The sequence below is a fragment of the Krasilnikovia sp. M28-CT-15 genome (genome assembly GCF_047159595.1).
Lineage (GTDB): Bacteria > Actinomycetota > Actinomycetes > Mycobacteriales > Micromonosporaceae > Actinoplanes.
Window position 1 is genome coordinate 1,635,223 of the sequence record NZ_BAAGAK010000001.1, and the last position, 20,776, is coordinate 1,655,998.

Genomic DNA, 20,776 nt, shown 5'->3' on the forward strand with positions numbered 1-20,776 from the left:
GGGACCGATTCGCTCTGGATCAGCGGGGCCAGCTGCTGTACTGATTTGCCGCTGATGGTGCGCTCTGCGTCTCGGTCCGTGCCGCGCTTGGTCTGATTCAGTCCACCCGTACGACCACGGCGGTGGCGTTGTCGTCGCCGATCAGGAGGCTGTCGCCGAGTAGGGTCTCCACCATCGCGGCTGGGTTTGTCTCTGAGGTGAGCACCTGTGTCAGGCGTTCGTAGCTCACCTGGTCGGAGATCCCGTCGGTGCAGAGCAGGAACAGGTCTCCGCCGTGCAGGCCGACATTGAGCAGATCTGGTTCCGGTGTGTCGGGATGTCCGGCGTACCGGGTCAGTCGGTAGCGGGCTGCGCGGGCCTGTGGGGAGTCCGGGGTGAACCGGCCGTTCATCGTGCCGATCCAGGCCAGGGTGTGGTCGATGGTGAGCAGTTCCAGCAGGCCGTTGCGGAGCCGGTAGGCCCGTGAGTCGCCTAACTGCACCAGCCAGGCCGCGCTGTCACCCGCGGCCGGATCGCCGACGAATGCGGTGAGCGTGCACCCGGTCAGGTCGGGCAGGCCGCGGCCGGCTTTGCGTACCGCCTGCTGCACGTCGGCCACGGCGGCGCGCAGCGCGCCCGCCGTCTCGGCGGCCGGGGCGTGCCGGACGAAGACGTCTACTGCGGTACGTCCGGCGGCCAGACTGCCCGGACCGTCGCCCATCCCGTCCGCGACGACCGCGAGCGGCCGGGTGCCATCCAGGTGCACCACGTCGTAGTTGTCGCTGTATCGGTTACCGACAACGCTGCCCGAAGCCGCGGTCAACCGTTGTCCTCCGATCGTCCACGTCACCGTGGTGATCTCCACCTGACTCGCCTCCTAATCGCCTCGACCAAACCGCCTCGACCAACCGCCTCCGCATCGCCTCCGATGTGCTCCGCCAACTGATGCGCGACAGACCTGGAAGCCTGCCAACTACCCGAGGCGGCCAACGTACGGGTCTGTCGAGTTCATCGCATGTGGTTGGGTCCCCGGGCTATCCGCGCCGCGTCGCCGACGGTTCGCTTCCCCGGTATGCCAGGGAGAGCACGTCCTGGCGGCGCTGCCCGAGGTACCAGCTTGCGACCTCGTTCAGGTTGATGGTGTGCCGTAGCAGATCGGGCTGTCCCGGACGAAGTTCTCCGAGCACCTCGCCTCGCGGAGACACCACCATGCTTGGACAGTGCTGGTCAGGATGGGCGATGTTGGCGGAGGCGAGGAAGCGCTGATTCTCGGCCGCCCGGCTGATCAGGTGGCTGCGCCAGACGCCATCGACTTCGCGGGTGTTGGCGGCATTGGTGAGGTACACGAACATTTGGGCTCCCGCCGAAGCCAGGTACTGCCACTGCTCCGGAAAGCGGATCTCGCGGCAGAGCTGTACTCCGACGGTAACCTTCCCGTCTGGCTGCGGGATGTCGATGGTCGGCAGGTGGGTGCCGGGGCGCAGTCGATCACGTTCGTTCATCGCGAGGTTGATTTTCCGGTAGACCTGGTAGTCGCCGGTGGGCGGGAAGAACAGACCGGCGTTGCACCAACCGTCATCCCACGGCAGCAGCGATCCGCAAAAGATCTGCACCTGCTTCTGCTCGGCGAGCTGAGCCACCTGTGCGACGGCGTCGTGCACTGCCGCGGGCTCCAGCCCGGCCAGCGGTGCCAGATCCTCGCTATAGCCGGACAGCATTCCTTCGGGCAAGAGGACAACGTCACCCGTGCGTGTCTCGCTGAGAACCTCCCGCACAGTGTTGAGGTTGGTCTCTACGTTCCATCCGGCCGGAACCTGGGCGACCACGATCGTCATCTGCACCCGGCCATCCTGAACTATTGCCGAACCTCCATGCCATCGACGTTCAGCTAGCTGCTTGGCACACGCATGCGCCGACCTGCGTTTTCGCTGGTCGGCGCTTCGGAAGCCCGGTTGGGCGCTGGTGGCAGGGCGGGGTCGAACCGCCGACCTTCCGATTTTCGGGCGGCCCCTACGCGGCGCGGTTGTTGGCCGCGGAGCGCGCCCGTCGCCGGGTCAGCACGACATCCGCAATGATGATGGGTGCCACCGCCGCGGTCCCCACGAGGACGCCCGTCCACCAGGTCAGGTCGAGCAGAAGCCCGGCCACGATGAGGCCGAAGAACACCAGCAGGTAGGCGACGTTCAACCAGTTGTTCACCACCTCAGCGTAGAGGTTGGCGTCCATGGGCCCCTGACCGTTGTAGGTCGAGGTGCCCGACGACGCGGGACGCTGGAATGCGGTTCCCAAGCTGACAGTTCTGGGGCGTGAAAAGGTGACGCTGGGTTGGCGAGTCGACGGGGGTGAGGATGATGTGGCTGCAGTTGCCGCCGGAGGTTCGGGAGCGCATCGACGATCAGCTGCGACGCCGTCGAATCATCGAAGCGATCGTGTTGGTGCGCGACGAGGGTGGAATAGAGCCAAGGCCTGGCATACATGACGCCCAGGGCATGGTGATGGAGCGCCTTGCGTGGCTCACTGAACACGGCCTGGTCGAGCCGGAACCCAAAGTGGACCTGCCACAGATGATCGAAGCGGCGAAAGCCATCCCTGACCCGGTGGTCGCCATTGAAGCAGCCTGGGACGGCGACTCGTTCGGCTGGTATGTGTGCCTGATGGCGATCGTCGAGCGGCCGAGCCAACATCATGATCGCTTCGACCAGGTCGGGCTGGCTGGCATCCGGCGGGGTGGCGACATTCGTCTGTTCCGCGGTGAGGTCCCACCGTGGCCAGAGGCCGCAGAGGCAACGGAGAAGGGCCAGGCGATCGCGGCCGCCCTCAGCGTCCCGTTCCATTTTGCCCAGCCAGATACCCCGGACATCGATCACCCGCGCTGGTGGGACGCCCTAGGTCCCACGTCGCAGCCCTGATGACCTCGTTCTAAAACGAGGTCGTCAGGGCTCGAACCCATGGCTGGACGTCCGGAGCCGCGCTGGCAGGTGGGTCGGTGTGTCAGACGAAGTGCGCCGAGGTGTGCTGCAGGGGCACCTACAAGATCATCGGGACCACGCGAGCCCACAAGGCATTGTCAGCCAACGGCAGGCGACGATTAGGAACAGCAGCTCACGGCCACTCCGAACCGCCCGCATTCCATGATCGCGCCTTTGGTTCAAGTCCCCCGGCTTGAATGATCCGCCGGGCGGGCCAGGCCGGAGCCGGGGGCGCCGCGTGCCATCCCCATGCCGGTAGCCGTCTCCCTGACGGGTCGCTAACGGGCATCACAACACCCCAGTGACCAGGCGTATCGGGTAGACGATGACAGTCCGGATGATCTTGCAAACTGATTGCCTGTGCACGGCCGGGATCTATCATTGCAGCGTGATGGAGGACGATCTTGGCGGGCACCTCTGGCGGGAGGGGACTGCCAAAAGGCCGCCGCTCGCCCAGGACGCCGAGGCGCTTGGTCGGCTGATCGCGCACGACGCCGACCCGGCTGAGGTCTCGTACTACGAAGCTGCCGCGGACCCGGACCCGGACGCGCAGGCGCTGGACGACGCACAGCGCTCCCACGCCGGGCAGTACCTCCGTCGGGTACGGCGGCTCCGCGAGCGAGAAAGGCACGCGAAGGCAGGCGACGAGGACTGATGGCTGTACAGCCACCGGTACAGCCAAGGCGGCTGACGACGGGCGGCAGCCGCCGACAGCCGCAGGCGGTCCGAGCAGCCACACCAGGGCGAGACCGGCAATCTGCGATCTTCTCATAATCCGCGGGTTGCAGGTACGAGTCCTACGCGGCGCATCAGCGAAACTCATCAGGGCCGATCTCTTCAGATCGGCCCCGACCCCATTTCCTGACCCCAGCGTCAGCCCTCGAACAGATAACCGAGCCCGTCGGTCGTCGATCGCTGGGCCTGCCGGGTGACCTCCACATAGATGCGCCCCGGGCGGGCAGCGAGCTTGAGACTCGCTGCCCGCCCGCGTCGGTGTCAGGCTGCGGCGCTGGAGGCTGGGTGCGCCCTCAGGCGTTGAGGTCCGCCATCTTGCGGTCCATGATTTCCACATCCTTCTCCGTGTACGGTTTGCCCCGAACGGCGGTCAGTATCTCTTGCACGACGTTCGCCAAGGCGGTCCGGAGCTGTTCCAAAGGAACTTCGCCGACCGCGATCGAGACCGGGTTGTCCTCATCTCGATCGCAGTTCGCCTCGATGTAGACCGTCGGCTCGTCCGCCTCGGTCCTTCGGTAGTACAGGTAGTAGGAGCCGTCGAAGAAGTACGACCACGCCTCGTTCTCCCCGTTGGCGATTTCGGTGTACGCCGTGACGGCCGAGCTGACCACGGAAATGGCGAAGTCCGACCAGCGTTCGACCGGGTAGTCAATGCCGCCAAGAGTGAGCCACACATCAGCGGTGATGATGCCGTCGGCAGACCTCGGGAAACAGAAGTTGGTGATGTGCCAGGCTATCGACGTGGTGGCCATGTCCGCTTCACCTCTTGGGATAGATGGTTCGCATGACTCCGGTGTCCTTATTGATGATGAACTCATACAGCTTTCCACCCACCCGGGCCTGCGCCTGGATCATCCGGGTCTCTGAATCCCATCCGATCGGCCCCCGGTTGTTCCGGAAAGCCTCGTTCGCCACCCGGTTGATCTCGGCGTCGGTGACGTCGTCCGGCCACAGACCTTTGTCCGGCTTGACGTCTTTACCGCCCTTGACGTGACCGTCGCGGATGTGCTTGATGTCCACTCCCTCCATCCGCCCGGGAAGCTTGACGGCGCGCAGGACCTTGGGAGCCCGCTTCATCGGGCAGTTGTGGACGAGCACGGGTGTGCCCTGAGCCTGCACGTAGAAGGTGTGCCGGCGGGCGACGGTCAGGTTGTACATCCGTTGGGCGCCGGTGAACGTGTGGACGCTGCGTACCTTTGTCTTGATGCCGCCGGGGCTGCTCAGCGCGGTGCCTGGGGTCAGGTCCGCTGCCTGTGCCCAGGTCCGCTTGAGGGGTTCCCAGAACCAGTGCTGGGCGGTGGTGTGCAACACCGATCCGTCGCCCAGGGTCAGGTCCGTCAGCACGGTGTCGACGTGCGTGGGGGTGGCCCTGACGAGTGCGGCAACGGTGGTGTGGGTGCCCGGATTACCGGCGAGCACCTCCTGGCCCCGCTGGATGTCCTGGATGGCCGCGGTGCGGCCACCGGGAAGCAGGACGCGCGTGTCGGCACGGAAGCTGTTGAGGCAGGACTCCTTGACGGGGCTGAGCTTGCGGCTGCCCAGGTACTCCAGTCCCTCATCAGTGGCCACGTAAATGCCGCCGTCGCTGGTGTAGACGAGCCGGCCGCCGTCCTTGTAGACCGCTTCCGTCCAGGTCACCCCCGGCCTGGCGGCCTTGCCCGCCGGCGGAGTCGGGAGCCGCCGGGTGGTCCACCCCGCCGGCAACTTACCGCCGGTACGCAGCGCCGTCACCGCGCCCTTCGCGTTGCGCAGCGACCCGAACGCCTTGTTCAACTTGTCCGTGCCGCGCACGACGTCGGCGCCCTTGCCCAGGGACTTCACATGGTGCAGCAGAAACAACGCACCGAGAGAACGCTCGACGCCGTTGAGCTGCTCCCCGGTGGCCATGTCCTTGCCCGTGAAGCCCTCGACAACGCCCTTGGCGTCGCCGATACCGGGCATGAGGTCGAGAATCAGCGACATTCCGGCGTCCCGCTGCTGCTGCTCGCTGAGCTGCTGCAACCGCTGCTCCGGGGAGGGCAGACCCACGCTCGGGTCCGCAACGTTGTCCAGGAACCCCTTGAGGGAGACGCCACTGCCCAACAGTTTGGTGATGTTGGGCATCCCCGCGACGGCCGCGTTCATCTGATCCATGCCACGGTTGGCGCCCGCGATGGCCGCGTTCATCCGATCCAGATTCCGGATCCAGCCCGCGATTGCCCCGTTCAACTGGTCCATGCCGCGGTTAGCCCCGGCGATGCCCTCGTTCATCGTGTTCAGGCCGCGGTTGACCTGCCCCATTGCGGCGTTCATCTTGTCCAGGCCGCGGTTCGCCTCAGCGAGGCTGGCGTTCATCTCGTCCATCAGGCGGGTGGCGTCGGAGGCGGCCTGGGTGAGCGTCTCGTAGATGTCGTTGAGTTGGCCGAGGACGGTGCTGAACTTCTGGATCGCGTCGGTCGCCTTCTGCACCAGCGCATCCAGCGAGGGGATCTGCTGCTTGATCTTGTCGCGCAGGTCGGCGAGAACACCAACGGCGTACCGGATCGCCTCGACGACGCCCTGCAACCGCTCATAGCGATCCTGCAGATCCTCGCGCCAGCCCTCCACGACGTTCTGGGAATCCGTCATCCACGCGGTGTACTGCGCGATCGCCTCGGGTAACCCCGCCACGATCGTGGCCGGATCAGTGACCTTGGCCTGCTGGTCCAGCAGCCCCTTCAGGGTCACGCTGTTCTGCTGGCCGTCGGTCATCTCGTCCCGGATGTCCGCGACCAGCTCGGCGGCGTCGGCGTTTAGCTCCGGGAGGCTGTCCCGGAAGACGTCCATGGTGTAGCCCGACAGCGTGAACTCCATCGCCGCCACGCCCACCGAACGCTGGGTCTCGATCAGGCACTGCTTGATCTGCTCGTACCGGGCGGACAACGTGTCGCCCGTGGACTTGTCCACACACTCCAGAGCAGCGGAGATCGGGAAACCCGCGGCCTCGGCACATGCGCGGAACTTGCTCAGCCGCCCCAGCTTCTGCAGCCACGTGTCGGAGTCGGCGTTCCCGCCCGGCGCGACAACGTCATCGACACACTTCTGCAGCCCCGCCATACTCGGCTGCGCCGCCGCGTCCGCACTTACGGCACGAGCCGCAGGCGACGCCACAGCAATCCCCGGCGACCCGGCCACGAGCGCCAGCACCAACGCTGACGCGACAAATAGTCTTCTCACAACGATCTTTCTCCCCACGTGATCGACCGCCGAAGCTACCGGCGGGTAGAAACGACTCGCGGTTCGGTCATGATCCTGTGAGAGCACTCACGCACCGAGTGACGCTGCAGGCAACCGATGACCACCAGCAACCGCACTCACATGCCGTCAATGCGCATGACGTCAGGTGCTCTGCACGGCGATGTAGCCGAGCAGGCAGGGCAGCGGCGACCCCACGAGTTCCTGACCCGGTTCGGCCTGGCCGCGATGGAAGTCGGGTCTGGTGTCGCCTCGGAGGTGCTGTTTCTCCCGCGGTGACCTGGCCTTGTAGCTTCTCGGCATGAAGATCGTGGAACGCCTGGCGCCCCTTGCTGCGGAGTCAGGGACCGCCGGTGGTACCGGTATGGCTGCAGGTATTGCTGGTGGCGCTTCTGCTATCGGTGATCGCTACGGCGTTCGTAGTGTGGGCGGTGCTGCGCTGGCTGAGGTCCAGGCGAGGGCCGTCGAACCGGTAGGCCCGATCCGGTTGAACGCGGTGTTGGCGGCGCGTCCGGTTCAAGCCGCGATCCGCGCTCTCAACCGTCGCAGAACACTTGGCGGACGACTGTCGCGCATCACCTGACGGAGGACACCATTGCGCGCCACGTATTGCCGAATTTCTCTGTACTTAGATCAAGGCGTGCTTCGCGCGGCGCGGTGCGGTGGCCGGTAAGCCGCCCCGCAGGGGCGGCGATCCTCGCGCACTTCCAAACCGCGTGCCTTTCACTAACCCGCAGTCGCGAGTTCACGGCTGGCGGCGGTGGCCGCGCGGCCACGCTGGATCGTGTATGTGAGGGTGAGCGCGGCAGTGACCTGTAGCAGGATCGCCAGCGGCCCAATGGCCATGCTCAGCTCCACCCAGAGCGGCCACCCCCTCTCGGGATCGGCCAGGGCGCCGTGGTCGACGTTGCGGGCAAATCCCATGACCGCCATGGGCCAAAGCCAGGCGTGTTCGCGTGGGGCGACCTCGGGGCCGTACAGGGACAGCACCATAGTCACCGAGGTGGCGTACAGCGCGATGATCCCACCGACGACGGCAGCGGCCACCACCGCTGGGCGCGGCAGCTTGGTGAGCGCGAACACGGTGGCCAGCAGTACGGCAACACCGGCGACGAAGCCCGCCAAGTTGACCGCCGGCTGCTGCTTGGCCAGGCCGATCAGTAGCGCCGCGACACCGGACAGGGCGAAGACGGCGCCCAAGATGCGTGGGGCGGTGGTCTTGCTCCGGCGTGCCACCACTGCGCCGAACAGTGCGGCGACAGTCATCAGCAGCAGCTGGATCAGGCCGACGATCAGGTCCTCTTGGATACGACGTGATCGCCAACTGCCGCGGCGCTTCCTGCTCACCTTGACGCTCTGCGATCGAGCACGATGACGACCCGGCTGAGGTTTTGGCCAGGTAGCAGCGCAGGCTGTAGGTGTCGGTGGTCGCGCTGACGAGGGCCGCCGGGCCGGCGAGCGCAGATCAGTGCACTTGATTTGGACAGTGCCGATCAGGGCGACTTCGGAGGCTTGGCCTTCTGCGGGTAGATCGTCTCGTGGCGGGCCAGCATGGCGACGAACTCGCCGATCTTTCGCTCGCGGGTCTGCGCCCGTTTGACGGCATTGACGCGGTAGATGAGAGCGAACCGGTTGGTCTTGGTGAGTACGTCGAACATGGCTTGGGCGGCCGGGACGGCGGCGACGGCGGCGAGGAGGTCGGCCGGTGCCTCGGCTTCCGACGGCGGGGCGTAGGCCGTCGCCCACCGCCCGTCCGCTTTCGCGGCGTCTACCGCGGCGCGGCCTGGGGGCAGCATCCGCCCTTGTGCTTCCAGCCGGGCCACGTGAGCGGTGTTGCGTTGTGACCAGGAGCTGCGGGGTCTACGAGGGGTGAACCGGATCCAAGAGGTCTCCTGATCCCGTTTCCGGGCCTGCCCGTCGATCCAGCCGAAGCACAGGGCCTCGTCGACCGCCTGCTGCCAGGTCAGCGTGGTGACCATGCCGCCCTTCTTGGTCAGGGCCAGCCAGATGCCGGGCGACGTGTCGTGGTTGGCGGACAACCACGCGCGCAGCGCCTCGGCGTCCGCGACGATCAACTCATCCAGCTCGGCGCTCGCCATGACGGCAGGCTAACCGACGCGACGTGGCCTCAGCCTCTGCCTGTTTGGCCAGCCGGACCCGCCGGGCTGCCGAATGGCGGAGGCGCCTGGGACTGATGGGGTGAAGCGGGCGTTACGCCATGCCCCGCCTGGGGTACCGACAAGGCATGACCATTGCTAATGCGTTCGCGAGCGTCGCCGTTCGCAACCTCGAAGCATCTGCCGAATGGTACGAGAAGTTGCTTGGTCCGGGGAGCCGGCCGATGCCGGAGGTCTTCGAGTGGCAACTGGAGCGTGGAGGTGGCGTACAGATCTACAACGCGCCCGAACGCGCCGGGGGCAGCTCCTGCACGCTGATCGTGACCGACATCGACGAAACCGTGCAGCACCTGCACGGGTCGGGGATTGCACCCGACGCGGTGCCCACGCGGAATGATCGGGTCGACACCATCATGATCAAAGATCCGGATGGCAACTCAATCGCGTTTGCGCAGCCCAAGGATTCCGCGCTCGCTCAGTAACCGGCTCCGGCGGGGTGTGGCGGCGTTCGCTGGTGCTGGTATCTCGAGAGTCGTTCAGGGAGCAGATTTCAGACCGGTGGCGGGCAGTTCAGCGGGCTGATGGGGCGCTGAGAATGCCCATCCGCAGGTCAGGGCGCGCTAATTGTCTTCGACGCCAGCGCTGCGATTGATGGCCCTGATGCATCGGAGACAACGTGGTTCACCGCCGCCGGTCACCGCCCCGTCCAGGAGCGGAGAGGAACACGGTCGCCGCAGGGCGCCCCGTCGCCTCCCCACCGACGATCGGGACGTCAGTCTCGGCGACTTCCGGTTCGTGTATCCGCTGGTGCTGTCCGTCAGCCTTCTCCCGCATCTGCTGCAGCGTGAGCTGGCCACGCTCACCGCTCAGGTCAACCTCGACGCGGCAGAACCGGTCACACGGGTACTCGACGACGAACATCACCTGCGGGCCGGCGGTCATTTCATGTCCCCGCCGACGCAATGAAGACACGCGTCACCACATCCGAGAAGGTTCTGCATGGCCCAATCGTAGCCGCGGATGGTGTTGTTCCGTGCACAACCAGCGACCGCAGGGCCTTCGGCAGGTCGCATGCCAGCCGTCTCCAGAGCGTGGCGTCGGCGGCGCTCAGTTTCCTGGTCAGAACGGGGGTGCGTCCTCGCCCATCAACGCCAGCACGACGCCTCCCTTCCCGCTCTTGAGGCTCTGCACCACGACCTTGCCGGTGCTGCCGTCGGGCAGTTCCAACGTAAAGGTCTTCCCGACCGCGTTCTTGGGGCCGTTGCCGGCACTGTTGGCGGGTCGGAAGTCGCCTGCCCACGGCCGGGTCCCACCCCTGCGGGCGGGCTCGGCGAAGAGTGCGGCGGTGCCAGGGGTCCTGGTGCCGTCCGATGAGAGAAGCACTGAGGCGCTGCGATAGGTAGCCATATACGGCAAGGCTATCCCGGATTACGCTCGTCCGCGCCACGACAAGTGCGCCAAAAAGCGAAAGGCGTAGGCAGCGGCCTTGATCTGCTCTCACCCCAGGGCTGACCGTGCCTTGGCCGGCGGGTGGATGAAGGGTTTGGGTCAGCCTGGGGCGAGGAGGCAGAACTCGTTGCCTTCCGGGTCGGCGAGGACCGTCCAGGGGACGTCGCTTTGGCCCAGGTCGATGATGGTGGCGCCGAGGGTCTGCAGTCGGGCCGCCTCGGCCTCTCGGTCGTCACCTGGGTACGGGCGGATGTCGAGGTGGACGCGGTTCCACACGGTCTTTAGGTCGGGGGTGCGGAGGAACTGCAGATATGGGCCGACGCCCTTGGCGGAGCGCAGTACCGCGTGGTGGTCGGTCACCTTGTGCAGGGTCCAGTCCATGGCTTCGCCCCAGAAGCGGGCCATGGCTCGTGGATCCGCGCAGTCGACCACGACCGTGGCGATCGGTCCGGTGTCGCTGATCGGGTCGTGCCAGTCCAGCACGCAGAACTCGTTGCCCTCCGGGTCGGTCATGACCGTCCACGGGACGTCGCCCTGGCCCACGTCGGCGGGTGTGGCGCCGAGATCCTTCAGGCGCGTGACCGTCTCCGCCTGATGGGCCGCCGAGGTGGTGGCGAGATCGACGTGCACGCGGTTCTTCACCGTCTTGGGTTCTGAGGAGGCGACGAGGTCGATGCAGACGGCGACGGGGTCGGGGTAGACGAAGCCCTCGGGTTCGAGGTTGGTCACGCCGGGTCCCTCGCTGGATACTCCCCAGCCGAGTACTTCCGCCCAGAAACCGCCCAGCGCGGAATCGTCCCGAGCCTTCATGTTGATCTGAACAAGCCGCGTTGCCATGCCGACGATGCTAGCGACAGTCCGGCACACCAAGATCAGCCGCTTTGATCTCGGCTGGGGCGTGCTCCTCCTCAGGGCACGTAGAGAATCTGGCGCAGAAATCAGACCTGGGTGTGAGCGATCTTCGCTAACTTCTCGGCATGGACCAGCGCACGCAGGACTTCATCGCGGCCTTCAAGACGTTCCTCGACGAGGTGGTGGCGAACCATCGGGAGCGTGCGGAGGGGGAGGACGACCGTGCCCTCGCGCCGGTGCTGCACCGGCATCTTGACGCGGACCCACGGGGTATCGCGGTGGTTACCGAGGAGGTGCCGGCCTACAGGTTCGTCGATCTGGATGTGGCGCTCGCCGAGCTTCAGGAACGTGACCCGGGGGCGCGACTGCTCGGTATCGGCGGCGGTGAGCAGCGCAACCATCACTCGCTCAGCGAGTTGTTGGAAATGGCCGGTCGGTTTCAGCAGTTCCCGGTCGGCGCGGTGGATTACGCCAGCGTCGCGGCCGGCCCGCAGTGCACCCGCGAGGCGGTCTCGTTCGGCCTTCGCCTGTTTTCGTACGCGGAGAGCCCGGTTGTCGTGCTGCAACGCGCCGCTGCTCCGCGCTACGGCGCCGCGACCGGACGGATGGAGATCCTCAGCCCGGCGCCCGGGGTCGCAGCGGCGCTGATTGCCGAGGTGCACGAGCTCATGGTGCGCCGGTCAGTGCTGCGCGGCCAGGTGCTGACCATGGGGGGTTCGGACTTCGAGCCGGGCGTCGGTGGTATCACCTTTCACGAGCGTCCGGCACTCGCGCCCGATGACATCGTGCTACCGGCCGGCGTGCTCGACCGACTGCAACGGCACGTCGCCGGCGTGGCGCGCCACCGCGACCGGTTGCGCGCGGCCGGCCAGCATCTCAAGCGCGGTCTGCTGCTCTACGGCCCGCCCGGCACCGGAAAGACGCACACCGTGCGCTACCTGCTCGGCGCTCTGCCCGACCTGACCGTGGTGCTGCTGTCCGGCCCGTCGATCCAGTTCGTCTCCGAGGCCGTCCGGATGGCCCGTGCCCTGCAACCGGCGCTGGTAGTGCTTGAGGACTGCGACCTGGTGGCGGAGAACCGCGACTTCAGCCCAGGCGCCCAGCCGCTGCTCTTCGAGGTGCTGGAGGCCCTCGACGGGCTCAGCGACGACGCCGACGTGGCGTTCCTGCTGACCACGAACCGGGTCGATGTACTGGAACCCGCCTTGGCCCAGCGCCCCGGCCGGGTCGATCTGGCGGTCGAGGTGCCGCTACCTGACCAGAGTGCCCGCCGCCTGCTTCTGGCTCGCTACGCCCGTAGCATCGCGTTCTCGCCCGCCGTGCTGGACGAGGTCGCGTCCCAGGCCGAGGGCATGACCGCCTCCTTCATCAAGGAACTGGTGCGCCGCGCCGTGCTGATCGCCGCCGAGGCCGAGCGGGATGCCAGTGACGACGACCTCACTCACGCCGCCCAGGAAATGCTTGACGAGGCGCAGAACATCACGCGCTCGCTACTTGGCGCCGGCGACCCCGAGCAACACCAAGTTCGCGATCGAGATCGATGAGCATCGTCGTATTGGCCGACGAGCCGTCCTGAGGATCTCGGACCCGGTGACGATCGCCCCGACCGCGACGAGACCCGCCCCAGCGGCGTGACGAGGAGTGCAGCGCCACGTCATCGAGCGGGTCGGGGCCCTGCCCTCTGATCATCCACTCTGGCAGATTGCCGGTCGCCAGGCGGGAACACGATTACCCCAGCGCCCTGCCGAGCGGATCGCGGCTGCCAGCGCCGGCATGGCAAGGAACCTGCCCGGCGGTCTGGGTCCCTCGACTTGGGCATAGCCAAGTTGAGGTAGCCGATACCCGTCGAGGTGTAACGTCCTTGTGGGGTATTTCCACCGATATGCACCCAGGGAGACCCGGCTATGCGTGCGTCTTTCGACAAGTTGATCTCGTGGACCGGAGTGTTGTTGGCGGCCTTCCTTCTCGTAGCGGGGGGACTGCTGACCTACGCGTACATCTACATCGGGAACGAGGTGGATGCACAGCTCAGCGCGCAGGACATCACGATGCCCGAGGGCGCCGCCCTACAGGCACTTCCGCCAGCCGATCAGGCTGCGCTGAAGCCCTACGCCGGAAGCCCGATGGACACCGGGCCGGAAGCCAAGGCGTACGCGGATCACTACATCCTCGCGCACATGAACGCGGCTTCCGGCGGCAAGACGTACTCCGCGATCAGCGGCCAGTACGTCGCGATGACTCCAGAGCAGAAGGCCAGCCCGGCAGGCGAACAACTGGCTGGACTGCGCAACACCCTGTTCCAGGGCAGCACCCTGCGTGGTCTGCTCCTCTACGGGGCCGCGTTCGCGACGATGGGCACAATCGCAGGCTACGCAGCCATCGGCGCCTTCATCGGGGCGGTGATCCTGCTGGCACTCGGGTTCCTGGGACTGCGCCACGCGCGTCGCATGGAACAAGCGGCTGCCGGGGAACCCGCCGTGACCGGCCAGACGGCAGCCTCCTGACATGTAAGCCCCCGGCCTACCCCCATTGGGGTGCCGTCGAAGGCTGCCGGGCACCACCGCAGGACGGGGCGGATAAACGTTGCCTCGCAGCGCCCCGCCGTCCGGGCATCAAGGTCCGCGTTGGACTTGCCGAGTGAAATGCCTCTGTCCGCTCATCGGCTGGAAGAGGGCACGCGGGCCGTCAGGAGATACCCGACGGGCACTGGACGCCGGCCTGTACCGGCGCACTCGGTCGTGTGTCGACTGTCGGCACAAGCGTTGATCACCACTGGCGGCGTCTGGGCAGCTCAGTGCTCAGACATGACCAACAATCTCAAGTCGGCCGCCGGCTGTCAGGGTCACCGAGTCATGACGGCCCCACCACAGCGGTGCTCTTATCAAGGCGAGAGCCCCGCTGCTCATCACCTCAGCGGGCTGGGAGGCCATTGATCGATGCACGACGATCCGGAAAACGTCAGGGGGTCGGCGCACACTGGCAGTCGGATCGTGTCCACGCATTCACCAAGGGTGAGGTGACGCATGAGGTGGTCCCACAGCAAGCCTGGCGGGTCTGGGGAGTCCGGCGGCGACGAGACGGATCAGCAGGTCGGTGAGCTGATCGACCGGTACCACTCGCGGGCGAGCATCGACGACGGTGACCGGATACTGATCGATGCGGGCAAGGTGCTGGAGAACATCGCCTTCGCGATGGAGCGCGTGGACACCGACATCACCACCCCGGTGAGCATCGAGGACGACGTCGTCTCCTTCGCCGAGCTGACCGGCCTGATCCAGACTCTGGGGATGGGACCGTCGGTCGCGGTCCATGTGGTCAACACGGCGATGCGGATCATGTCGGCGCGCTACCCCGACGAACTGGTCCGCCTGCCGCTGCCGGACGAGTTCGACCTGCGGGCGATTCAGCCGGCGGTCCAACTGGCCGATCGCGAACACGATGTCGCGAAGGCGATCTTCAACCAGCGGACCGCCAGCGAGGTGGACCTCGATGCCGACGACGTCGCCGCGGCGGTGGAGCCGTTGGACCTCGGCGGGCAGATCCGGGTCTTCATCGCGCTGTTCTTCATGTTCGGCACCAAGGTCGGTGCGATGAAGTACCGGACCGGCATCGAGTAGGCCATCGAACGGACAGTGAATCGGCGCTACGCATTTGCCGGCGGTGGGGCGTCCGCATCGCCGCGGCCGCGGAGGTGGATGGGCGCGGCTACCTGCTGGCGGGTCCGTCCCGGACGAAGGTGAGCCGTGCCCCGCCGGCCTGAACGGTCAGATGTTCGCGGTCCGCCGACACGACCGTGACGTGGTCCAACGCGCCGACCCCGGCGATGGCGGCCAACTGAACGGGGTCGTTCCCGATGTATCCGGCTGCGCTGCTGACCGTGTCGGTGACGTCGAAGCCGACGCTGGTGGTGCCGAACTTCCCGCTGATCGCGTTGACGGAGTCGGCAGCGTGGAACTCGCCATCGACGGTCAGCTCGAGCCACGCGTCGACAGATGCCGGGATCTTGGTCGTGCCACGGCCGTCCGTCACGGCGGTCAGGCGCCAGTGGGTATCCACATAACCGGGACCGGCGACGCCGGGGTCGCATTTGTGGAACTCGAACCACTCACGGTCGATGGCCATGCCGGTGCAGATCTTCGTCGTTACCGCTCGCGGACCGAAATTGTCGTCCCGGGTGTCGAGCGTGACCCGTACCCGTCCGGTCGCGTCCGACTCGTACGTCTCGTGAATCGGGTCGCCCTCGTCGGTCGGACGAGTCAGTTTCAGGCGCGCCGGTTGCCTCGTCCGCACTGCCTCGGCCAGGCACTGCGGGGCGGCGGCAGGCAGCCGGCTGCCCGGCTCGTCGACCTGCCGCAACACGAACGTCCCGCAGTCCACGGGCGCGACCGCCCGGGAGTGCGTGGCCGCGGGCGCGGCCGGCTCACCGGCAGCGGCGCAGCCGCCGAGCGTCACCAGCAGGGCCAGACCCCAGATACGCATGGTGGCTTCGACGGTGGCTGCGTCCGGCGCGTTCCGGGCGGAAGGTGCAGGCCTCGGTGCACCTCCGGGCAGGCGGGGGTGGACGAACGGCCGACGAAGGGGGAGCTTGTCCCGCGGTGCCATGATCCGTTCATGGAGCACTACGTCCGCCCAGCCGACGCCGGTATCCCGGCACCGTTGCCCCCTCGCCGCCGGGAGCCGCTGCGCCGGCGGCTGGCCCGCTGGCTGTCGGCGGTGGTTGCCGACCGACCGGCTACCGGGCAATCGCCGAACCTGATCCGCAACTGGGATGGCACCGGAACGGTCATTTCCGGCAACAACGGCACCGGCGGAGGGTGTTGAGGTAGCTCAACGGCTCTCGACACGACGCGCGTCGTGTCGAGAGCCGTGGGGATTGACGTCGCGGGTCAGTGCTCCGTGGCGGCGGTGAGGGTGATGAGCCGGGCGGCCTGGTCCTTCAGGCTGGCGGCGGCGGCGAGGACGGTCTCGGCGGCCTCCGCCGAGGTCTGCACCGCGCCGGCGACGGCCTGCATGCCGCCGGTCATCTCGGAGCTGGTCGCGCTCTGCTGCTCGACCGCTCCGGCGATCATGCCCTGCTGTTCGGCGACCGCGTCGATCAGTTCGACGATGCCGGAGATGCCCTCGGCGGCTTCGGTGCTCTCCGCTTGGATGCCCTCGATGATCTCGGAGATCTGCCCGGTGGCTTCGGCGGTGCGGGCGGCCAGTTCCTTGACCTCGTTGGCGACGACCGCGAAGCCCTTGCCCATCTCGCCCGCGCGGGCGGACTCGATGGTGGCGTTCAGGGCCAGCAGTTTGGTCTGTTCGGCGATCTCGGTGATCAGCTTGGTGACGCTGCCGATGCGCTGGCTGGACTCCTGCAGCTGGCCCATCCGGCGGGTCGCGTCGCGCGCCGCCTGCACCGCCGCGGTGGTGCTGGTGGAGGCGCTGGTGACGCCGCGGGAGATCTCCTTGATGCTCGCGGTCAGCTCGGCGGAGCCCTGCGAGACGCCTTCGGCCTGCTCGGAGCTGTGCCGGGCGCTGCTGACGAGTTCCTCCCCGGCCTCGGCCAGCGAACTGCTGGCTGAGGAGAGTTCCTGGGCCAGCTCCTGCGCCAGTGCCTGAGTCCGGGACTGCTCGGTGGTGTCGACGTAGTTCATCAGGATGCCACCGGCGAACCGGTCGAAGTTCGCGGTTCCCTGGAGGGCCTCGCCGGGCTGGCTTTGCCGGACGAAGGGGAACTCGTCGATTGTCCGCACGGTGTCCGTCAGGATCGTGCGAAGTCCCTGCAACGCCTGTGGGCCCTGCGTCTGGACGATGCGCTCGATGGCCCGGACGGCAGCCTTGTTGCGATACAGGGCCTCACCCGAGCCGTCCACGATCAACAGCGCGGCAGGCGCGTTGTCCACCGCTTCGAACAACGAGTCCCCGAACTGGGCGAGAGGGTGTGCACCCGTGCCACGCGTTCGCCACCACTTGCGCATATCGACTCCGCATCCACTGGCTGTCCCCCGAGACTTTGTCGGCCTCGCCGGGCCGGACCTGAGATTTGCGGGGCGTGATTGCAGACCGCGAGCGTGGCCGGATGACCATAGGCGGTTCGCGCGAAAGAAAGGTAAGACAAATGGTGCCGCCCATTGGCCTCCACCGATCATCATCGGCGTTTCGGAAGCAGATATGTGGCCGGACGATCTCCTACGCGGAACTTCCGTGTGCGGCGTACGGCTCGTCCCACCGCTGCAGGTCTTCGACGACCCGGCGCACGCAGCGACCGAGCGTCGAGTCGTCATCCAGGAAGATCGCCTCCAGGGGAAGGGAACTCACGTCGGCTAAGAGCCTCACGGGCTCCTCGTCCACGGTGTGCACGTGCGGCTCAACCATGCGTGCCTCCTGCGGCGCGTGACGAACGGCCCGGCCACCTGCGCCGTCGTTGGCGAGGCCGGACGGTCGTCTCCGTCGATGCCGGGCCTGGTTGCGACGCAACCGTCGCTGAGAGGCGATGAGCGGCGGAGGCCGAGGGCGAGCGACCACCATCCGCGCCAGCTCTGGGCACCACGATACGTGTACACATATCGCTTTCCCAGCCTGTCGGGACAATGCGGGGCGGTGGCGGCCCGGCTCGCTACGGTGTGGTGCTGTGGGCCGCGTAGTTCTCGCCAGGTCGGCTGAGCTCCTCATGGACGCGCCGCAGGGCGTTGTTCAACACCGTGTCTTCGACGCCGAGAACCTTGTCCAGGGGCAGCGCGCCAAGATCAGGCGGGCCGTGATTCACGTCGCTGTCCGTGGTGTTCGCTGCCGCGTCGTCCATCTCTGCGCCCTTCACCTGTCCGACCAGGAGGGCGCAGAAAAAGCTCGCGCCGGCGCGTCCTCAGCGCGATACTAGCGCCTGGCCCGGGCGTCCGAGGTCACAACACGGCCATTGTGTACCGCCCAGGCGCGGCGCTGGCGCGCGAGGGATTCCCCGGCGGCGATGACCGCTGACGGGGGCACCGGCACGGCCAGGTGAGCGTCCAGTGCGGAGCGCATGCGGGCGGCGAAGTCGTGGCCGGGCCCGGTGAGTTCGCCGGACCCCTCCAGGGCTGCCAGACCCACCTCGACCTGCGTACGGACGACGGCGAACTCGCGGGCGGCCTCGAGCTCGAGGCCCGGTGCCGCCAGCAGTGCCCGCCACGTGTCGGCGACGCCGAGGAACGCGTACACGCCCTGGATCAGGCCGCCGGTGGGCCGGGCGTCGATCCGCCACGGCGCGAAGTGCCGTTCGGTGCCGCCGGGTACGACCAACGGGACCAGGTCGAGCAGCGCACTGAGCTTCGAATGCTGAAACTCGTGCACCAGCGTCACGGCGAGCTCGGCCGCGGACCGGGGCCGGGTCAGCCCCATCGTCCCGAACGCGTCGCGGGCCGTGCCGCTGCGCGCCACCCCGCTGTCGTCCGTGACCAGGGGCACCACCGAGCGCAGACCCGCGGTCAGCTCGTCCGCGCGCTCCGGCGCCCAGCCGGCCAGCAGGGCCCACGCTTCGGCGTAGAAATGCTGCCAGCCGGTGAATTCGGCGTCGCTGAAGCGGTCCGCCGGTGGTGCGTGATAGCAGTCCCGGTACGGGTTGCCGTCCTCGACCGCCACCGTGGCGACGCGATCGCCGTCGTGGGCGCGGATGCGGCGCAGCGGTTGCCAGCGCGGGTCGTCGTCGGCGACGCGTACCGTGGCGCGCTGCCCCGACACGGTCGCCCGGCCGCCCGCCACCGTGATGACCGCCGGTCCGTCCCCACAGCCCACCGCGGTGCCGAGCGTCGGCAGCGTGACCGCTCCCCGCCGCGTACGGGTATGCAGCTCGGTGTCGACGCCCGCCCGCAGCGCGGCGGCGGCGGCAAGCGCGCCGAGCTGCGCCACGTCGTCCGCCAGCGGCACGGCGGATTCCACGTGCCCGAGGTGGCGTCGCACCGTCCAGGCCAGCCACGCGCCGACCAGCGGATCATCCACGAGGTCGGTGACGGCCTGCCGGTGGCGCCGATCCGCCTCGATCAGCACCGCGATGGCGTCCCGGTCGAGGCCGGTCGTGCTGAGGTGGCGCAGCAGGAGCAGGCGCTTGCTGCGCTGCGCCGCGGCGAGGTCGGCGACCGCCGCGGCGCCACCGAGGCCCGAACCGAGGGCGGCGAACCGGTCGGGCGTTACCTCGTGATGCGCGATCATGCCCTGCTCCTCAGTCGATCCTGTAGATCCGCCTCGACACGCGCGGTGATGTGCCGGATCAGGCGCACCATGTCGGCGCAGTAGACGGTCGGGTTGCGGAAGCCGTCGCCCGCGCGGAACCGGTGCGCGTAGTGACCTGCGCCGCAGACCGTGTGCACCGGGCAGGCGCGGCAGGTGTCGCTCAGCGCCCGGACGCCGATCTGGCGGGCGACGACGCCCGGCCGGCTCAGCGCCGCGTCGAACGGGCTGTCGAAGACGGTGAGCCCCGTCGCGCAGGCCCCCGGGTAGGCCGACTTGAGCGAGTCGGCCTGCTCGATCGCGCCGTCGCTCTCGACCACGACGACCGCGACCGGGCTCAGGCCGATCTGCTCCGAGCGGCCCGCACCGCCCAGCGCCAGCGCGATGACGTCCTCGAACAGCCGGATGCTCGTTTCCTGACGCGGCGCGCCGTACCAGCGGTCGAATACGGCGATCAGCCAGTCGGCGTGCGGGGTGGGACCGGCCTGCGGGTCCCGGACCGGCGGCTCTGACCAGTTCGCGTGCGGCAGGAGCAGGTCGATCGTCGGAGGCGCGTACGCCAGGAGCGCCTCGTAGCAGGTCAGCGGATCGGTCTCGGGGTCCACGGTGCACAGCATCCCGGCGAACGCCGGGCGGTGCTCGGGGCTGCTCAGCAATCGCAGTGCCCGGTCGACCGCCGCGAAGCTGCCCCGTCCGTCCGGCATGCGCCGATGCCGGTCGTTGTCGGCCTCGGCACCGTCCAGACTGACACCGACCGTGACCCCGTTGTCCCGCAGGCGCCTCAGCAGGCCCTCGTCGAGCAGGACCCCGTTCGTCTGGATCTGCACGTCCAACCGGCAGTGACCCTCGACGGTGGCCCGGAAGTCCCCGACCAGGGCCGCCAGGCGGTCCGCCCCGGCCAGCAGCGGCTCGCCGCCGTGCAGGATCAGCCGCATGGCGCCCAGGCCGTGCGTGCGGGCGTGCTCGGCCATCCGGGCGGCGGCCGCCCGCCACGTCTCGGCGTCCATCGCCCGTGGCCGCGCCCGCCAGCTCTGGTCGGCCATCTCGTAGACGTAGCAGTAGTCACAGGCCAGATTGCAGCGTTGGTGCACCTTGAGCACCACGTCCCGGAACGGGGTGGGCCGCCAGCCGTCGGTGTGCAGGGCTTCGACGTCGAGCAACTCGTCAGGCCACGGCGCCACGCCGCGCTCCGGCCCGCCAGGGCCGGGCCGGAGCGCCGCGTCGGCGGACTGACGCGGGTCGCGCCTCGAGGGCATGCCGATGGCCTGTCCGGTCGACACG

The 20,776-nt window shown here is 67.8% G+C and carries 25 protein-coding genes; 8 read left to right on the forward strand and 17 right to left on the reverse strand.

The genetic code is table 11. From position 1 onward, the window contains the following. Positions 1 to 97 precede the first annotated feature (97 nt). From ACMCNO_RS07855 to ACMCNO_RS07865, 3 genes are all read right to left on the reverse strand, one after another. The gene (locus ACMCNO_RS07855) at positions 98 to 844 is read right to left on the reverse strand and encodes a PP2C family protein-serine/threonine phosphatase (RefSeq protein ID WP_412748733.1); all 747 of its coding nucleotides are present in this window, start codon (positions 842 to 844) and stop codon (positions 98 to 100) included. Between the two features lie 169 nt (positions 845 to 1,013). Continuing rightward, a complete protein-coding gene (locus ACMCNO_RS07860; protein ID WP_412753651.1) occupies positions 1,014 to 1,814 on the reverse strand; it encodes a carbon-nitrogen hydrolase family protein in 801 nt (266 codons plus the stop codon). A gap of 175 nt (positions 1,815 to 1,989) precedes the next feature. Continuing rightward, the gene (locus tag ACMCNO_RS07865) at positions 1,990 to 2,178 is read right to left on the reverse strand and encodes a hypothetical protein (protein WP_412748734.1); all 189 of its coding nucleotides are present in this window, start codon (positions 2,176 to 2,178) and stop codon (positions 1,990 to 1,992) included. A gap of 149 nt (positions 2,179 to 2,327) precedes the next feature. Here ACMCNO_RS07865 and ACMCNO_RS07870 point away from each other — a divergent pair, with 149 nt between their 5' ends. Both ACMCNO_RS07870 and ACMCNO_RS07875 read left to right on the forward strand, forming a co-directional pair. After that, positions 2,328 to 2,888 carry a hypothetical protein gene (locus ACMCNO_RS07870; RefSeq protein WP_412748735.1) on the forward strand — a complete coding sequence of 187 codons (561 nt, stop codon included), beginning with the start codon at positions 2,328 to 2,330 and terminating at the stop codon, positions 2,886 to 2,888. A 451-nt stretch (positions 2,889 to 3,339) separates the two neighbouring features. Beyond that, positions 3,340 to 3,603: a hypothetical protein gene (locus ACMCNO_RS07875; protein WP_412748736.1), complete on the forward strand. Its 264-nt coding sequence runs from the start codon at positions 3,340 to 3,342 to the stop codon at positions 3,601 to 3,603. 373 nt (positions 3,604 to 3,976) lie between these two features. Here ACMCNO_RS07875 and ACMCNO_RS07880 read toward each other — a convergent pair whose 3' ends face one another. The 3 genes from ACMCNO_RS07880 to ACMCNO_RS07890 form a co-directional block, all read right to left on the reverse strand. Further along, on the reverse strand, positions 3,977 to 4,435 hold the full coding sequence (locus tag ACMCNO_RS07880) for a hypothetical protein (protein ID WP_412748737.1): 459 nt from the start codon (positions 4,433 to 4,435) through the stop codon (positions 3,977 to 3,979). 7 nt (positions 4,436 to 4,442) lie between these two features. After that, positions 4,443 to 6,758, reverse strand: coding sequence for a pre-toxin TG domain-containing protein (locus tag ACMCNO_RS07885; RefSeq protein ID WP_412748738.1), 2,316 nt, complete (start codon positions 6,756 to 6,758; stop codon positions 4,443 to 4,445). Between the two features lie 282 nt (positions 6,759 to 7,040). Beyond that, positions 7,041 to 7,199 carry a hypothetical protein gene (locus ACMCNO_RS07890; RefSeq protein ID WP_412748739.1) on the reverse strand — a complete coding sequence of 53 codons (159 nt, stop codon included), beginning with the start codon at positions 7,197 to 7,199 and terminating at the stop codon, positions 7,041 to 7,043. Between ACMCNO_RS07890 and ACMCNO_RS07895 the strand changes: the two genes are divergently transcribed. Continuing rightward, complete coding sequence (locus ACMCNO_RS07895) at positions 7,198 to 7,479, forward strand: hypothetical protein (protein ID WP_412748740.1); 282 nt, start codon at positions 7,198 to 7,200, stop codon at positions 7,477 to 7,479. The two genes, ACMCNO_RS07890 and ACMCNO_RS07895, sit on opposite strands and share 2 nt — an antisense overlap. A 143-nt stretch (positions 7,480 to 7,622) precedes the next feature. Here ACMCNO_RS07895 and ACMCNO_RS07900 read toward each other — a convergent pair whose 3' ends face one another. After that, the gene (locus ACMCNO_RS07900; protein ID WP_412748741.1) at positions 7,623 to 8,243 is read right to left on the reverse strand and encodes a hypothetical protein; all 621 of its coding nucleotides are present in this window, start codon (positions 8,241 to 8,243) and stop codon (positions 7,623 to 7,625) included. A gap of 146 nt (positions 8,244 to 8,389) precedes the next feature. Beyond that, positions 8,390 to 8,995: a YdeI/OmpD-associated family protein gene (locus tag ACMCNO_RS07905; RefSeq protein ID WP_412748742.1), complete on the reverse strand. Its 606-nt coding sequence runs from the start codon at positions 8,993 to 8,995 to the stop codon at positions 8,390 to 8,392. Between the two features lie 146 nt (positions 8,996 to 9,141). On the opposite strand from ACMCNO_RS07905, the gene ACMCNO_RS07910 reads away from it, so the two are divergent. Further along, positions 9,142 to 9,495, forward strand: a complete 354-nt coding sequence (locus ACMCNO_RS07910; RefSeq protein ID WP_412748743.1) for a VOC family protein — start codon at positions 9,142 to 9,144, stop codon at positions 9,493 to 9,495. Between the two features lie 199 nt (positions 9,496 to 9,694). Here ACMCNO_RS07910 and ACMCNO_RS07915 read toward each other — a convergent pair whose 3' ends face one another. The 3 genes from ACMCNO_RS07915 to ACMCNO_RS07925 all read right to left on the reverse strand — a co-directional run bounded on the left by ACMCNO_RS07915 (position 9,695) and on the right by ACMCNO_RS07925 (position 11,299). Continuing rightward, positions 9,695 to 9,955, reverse strand: a complete 261-nt coding sequence (locus tag ACMCNO_RS07915; protein ID WP_412748744.1) for a hypothetical protein — start codon at positions 9,953 to 9,955, stop codon at positions 9,695 to 9,697. A 177-nt stretch (positions 9,956 to 10,132) separates the two neighbouring features. Next, the gene (locus ACMCNO_RS07920) at positions 10,133 to 10,396 is read right to left on the reverse strand and encodes a hypothetical protein (RefSeq protein WP_412748745.1); all 264 of its coding nucleotides are present in this window, start codon (positions 10,394 to 10,396) and stop codon (positions 10,133 to 10,135) included. A gap of 165 nt (positions 10,397 to 10,561) precedes the next feature. After that, positions 10,562 to 11,299, reverse strand: coding sequence for a VOC family protein (locus ACMCNO_RS07925; protein WP_412748746.1), 738 nt, complete (start codon positions 11,297 to 11,299; stop codon positions 10,562 to 10,564). Positions 11,300 to 11,439: 140 nt separating this feature from the next. On the opposite strand from ACMCNO_RS07925, the gene ACMCNO_RS07930 reads away from it, so the two are divergent. From ACMCNO_RS07930 to ACMCNO_RS07940, 3 genes are all read left to right on the forward strand, one after another. Then, positions 11,440 to 12,858, forward strand: a complete 1,419-nt coding sequence (locus ACMCNO_RS07930; RefSeq protein ID WP_412748747.1) for an AAA family ATPase — start codon at positions 11,440 to 11,442, stop codon at positions 12,856 to 12,858. A gap of 360 nt (positions 12,859 to 13,218) precedes the next feature. Next, a complete protein-coding gene (locus ACMCNO_RS07935) occupies positions 13,219 to 13,818 on the forward strand; it encodes a hypothetical protein (protein WP_412748748.1) in 600 nt (199 codons plus the stop codon). A gap of 519 nt (positions 13,819 to 14,337) precedes the next feature. Further along, positions 14,338 to 14,931, forward strand: coding sequence for a hypothetical protein (locus ACMCNO_RS07940; protein ID WP_412748749.1), 594 nt, complete (start codon positions 14,338 to 14,340; stop codon positions 14,929 to 14,931). Positions 14,932 to 15,019: 88 nt separating this feature from the next. On the opposite strand, the gene ACMCNO_RS07945 is transcribed toward ACMCNO_RS07940, so the two are convergent. Further along, positions 15,020 to 15,793, reverse strand: a complete 774-nt coding sequence (locus ACMCNO_RS07945; RefSeq protein WP_412748750.1) for a hypothetical protein — start codon at positions 15,791 to 15,793, stop codon at positions 15,020 to 15,022. 132 nt (positions 15,794 to 15,925) lie between these two features. On the opposite strand from ACMCNO_RS07945, the gene ACMCNO_RS07950 reads away from it, so the two are divergent. Next, positions 15,926 to 16,135 (forward strand): hypothetical protein, encoded by a 210-nt coding sequence (locus ACMCNO_RS07950; RefSeq protein ID WP_412748751.1) that lies wholly within the window; start codon positions 15,926 to 15,928, stop codon positions 16,133 to 16,135. A gap of 65 nt (positions 16,136 to 16,200) precedes the next feature. Here the strand turns inward: ACMCNO_RS07950 and ACMCNO_RS07955 are convergent, their stop codons facing one another. From ACMCNO_RS07955 to ACMCNO_RS07975, 5 genes are all read right to left on the reverse strand, one after another. Beyond that, the gene (locus ACMCNO_RS07955) at positions 16,201 to 17,274 is read right to left on the reverse strand and encodes a methyl-accepting chemotaxis protein (RefSeq protein WP_412748752.1); all 1,074 of its coding nucleotides are present in this window, start codon (positions 17,272 to 17,274) and stop codon (positions 16,201 to 16,203) included. A 211-nt stretch (positions 17,275 to 17,485) separates the two neighbouring features. Further along, entirely contained in the window at positions 17,486 to 17,671 is a 186-nt protein-coding gene (locus tag ACMCNO_RS07960) for a hypothetical protein (protein WP_412748753.1), read from the reverse strand. Positions 17,672 to 17,912: 241 nt separating this feature from the next. After that, complete coding sequence (fxsA, locus tag ACMCNO_RS07965) at positions 17,913 to 18,098, reverse strand: FxSxx-COOH cyclophane-containing RiPP peptide (protein WP_412748754.1); 186 nt, start codon at positions 18,096 to 18,098, stop codon at positions 17,913 to 17,915. Between the two features lie 71 nt (positions 18,099 to 18,169). Further along, entirely contained in the window at positions 18,170 to 19,477 is a 1,308-nt protein-coding gene (locus ACMCNO_RS07970) for an HEXXH motif domain-containing protein (protein ID WP_412748755.1), read from the reverse strand. Continuing rightward, entirely contained in the window at positions 19,474 to 20,775 is a 1,302-nt protein-coding gene (locus ACMCNO_RS07975; RefSeq protein ID WP_412748756.1) for an FxsB family cyclophane-forming radical SAM/SPASM peptide maturase, read from the reverse strand. The genes ACMCNO_RS07970 and ACMCNO_RS07975 overlap by 4 nt, the downstream gene beginning before the upstream one ends. Position 20,776 lies beyond the last annotated feature (1 nt).

Bases quoted from the DNA above. Each gene is read 5' to 3' on its own strand.
- ACMCNO_RS07860 (WP_412753651.1), bottom strand. From the start codon at position 1,814: ATGACGATCGTGGTCGCCCAGGTTCCGGCCGGATGGAACGTAGAGACC.
- ACMCNO_RS07870 (WP_412748735.1), top strand. From the start codon at position 2,328: ATGATGTGGCTGCAGTTGCCGCCGGAGGTTCGGGAGCGCATCGACGAT.
- ACMCNO_RS07875 (WP_412748736.1), top strand. From the start codon at position 3,340: ATGGAGGACGATCTTGGCGGGCACCTCTGGCGGGAGGGGACTGCCAAA.
- ACMCNO_RS07880 (WP_412748737.1), bottom strand. From the start codon at position 4,435: ATGGCCACCACGTCGATAGCCTGGCACATCACCAACTTCTGTTTCCCG.
- ACMCNO_RS07885 (WP_412748738.1), bottom strand. From the start codon at position 6,758: ATGGCGGGGCTGCAGAAGTGTGTCGATGACGTTGTCGCGCCGGGCGGG.
- ACMCNO_RS07895 (WP_412748740.1), top strand. From the start codon at position 7,198: ATGAAGATCGTGGAACGCCTGGCGCCCCTTGCTGCGGAGTCAGGGACC.
- ACMCNO_RS07890 (WP_412748739.1), bottom strand. From the start codon at position 7,199: ATGCCGAGAAGCTACAAGGCCAGGTCACCGCGGGAGAAACAGCACCTC.
- ACMCNO_RS07905 (WP_412748742.1), bottom strand. From the start codon at position 8,995: ATGGCGAGCGCCGAGCTGGATGAGTTGATCGTCGCGGACGCCGAGGCG.
- ACMCNO_RS07910 (WP_412748743.1), top strand. From the start codon at position 9,142: ATGACCATTGCTAATGCGTTCGCGAGCGTCGCCGTTCGCAACCTCGAA.
- ACMCNO_RS07915 (WP_412748744.1), bottom strand. From the start codon at position 9,955: ATGACCGCCGGCCCGCAGGTGATGTTCGTCGTCGAGTACCCGTGTGAC.
- ACMCNO_RS07925 (WP_412748746.1), bottom strand. From the start codon at position 11,299: ATGGCAACGCGGCTTGTTCAGATCAACATGAAGGCTCGGGACGATTCC.
- ACMCNO_RS07930 (WP_412748747.1), top strand. From the start codon at position 11,440: ATGGACCAGCGCACGCAGGACTTCATCGCGGCCTTCAAGACGTTCCTC.
- ACMCNO_RS07935 (WP_412748748.1), top strand. From the start codon at position 13,219: ATGCGTGCGTCTTTCGACAAGTTGATCTCGTGGACCGGAGTGTTGTTG.
- ACMCNO_RS07940 (WP_412748749.1), top strand. From the start codon at position 14,338: ATGAGGTGGTCCCACAGCAAGCCTGGCGGGTCTGGGGAGTCCGGCGGC.
- ACMCNO_RS07945 (WP_412748750.1), bottom strand. From the start codon at position 15,793: ATGCGTATCTGGGGTCTGGCCCTGCTGGTGACGCTCGGCGGCTGCGCC.
- ACMCNO_RS07950 (WP_412748751.1), top strand. From the start codon at position 15,926: ATGGAGCACTACGTCCGCCCAGCCGACGCCGGTATCCCGGCACCGTTG.
- ACMCNO_RS07955 (WP_412748752.1), bottom strand. From the start codon at position 17,274: ATGCGCAAGTGGTGGCGAACGCGTGGCACGGGTGCACACCCTCTCGCC.
- ACMCNO_RS07960 (WP_412748753.1), bottom strand. From the start codon at position 17,671: ATGGTTGAGCCGCACGTGCACACCGTGGACGAGGAGCCCGTGAGGCTC.
- fxsA (WP_412748754.1), bottom strand. From the start codon at position 18,098: ATGGACGACGCGGCAGCGAACACCACGGACAGCGACGTGAATCACGGC.
- ACMCNO_RS07970 (WP_412748755.1), bottom strand. From the start codon at position 19,477: ATGATCGCGCATCACGAGGTAACGCCCGACCGGTTCGCCGCCCTCGGT.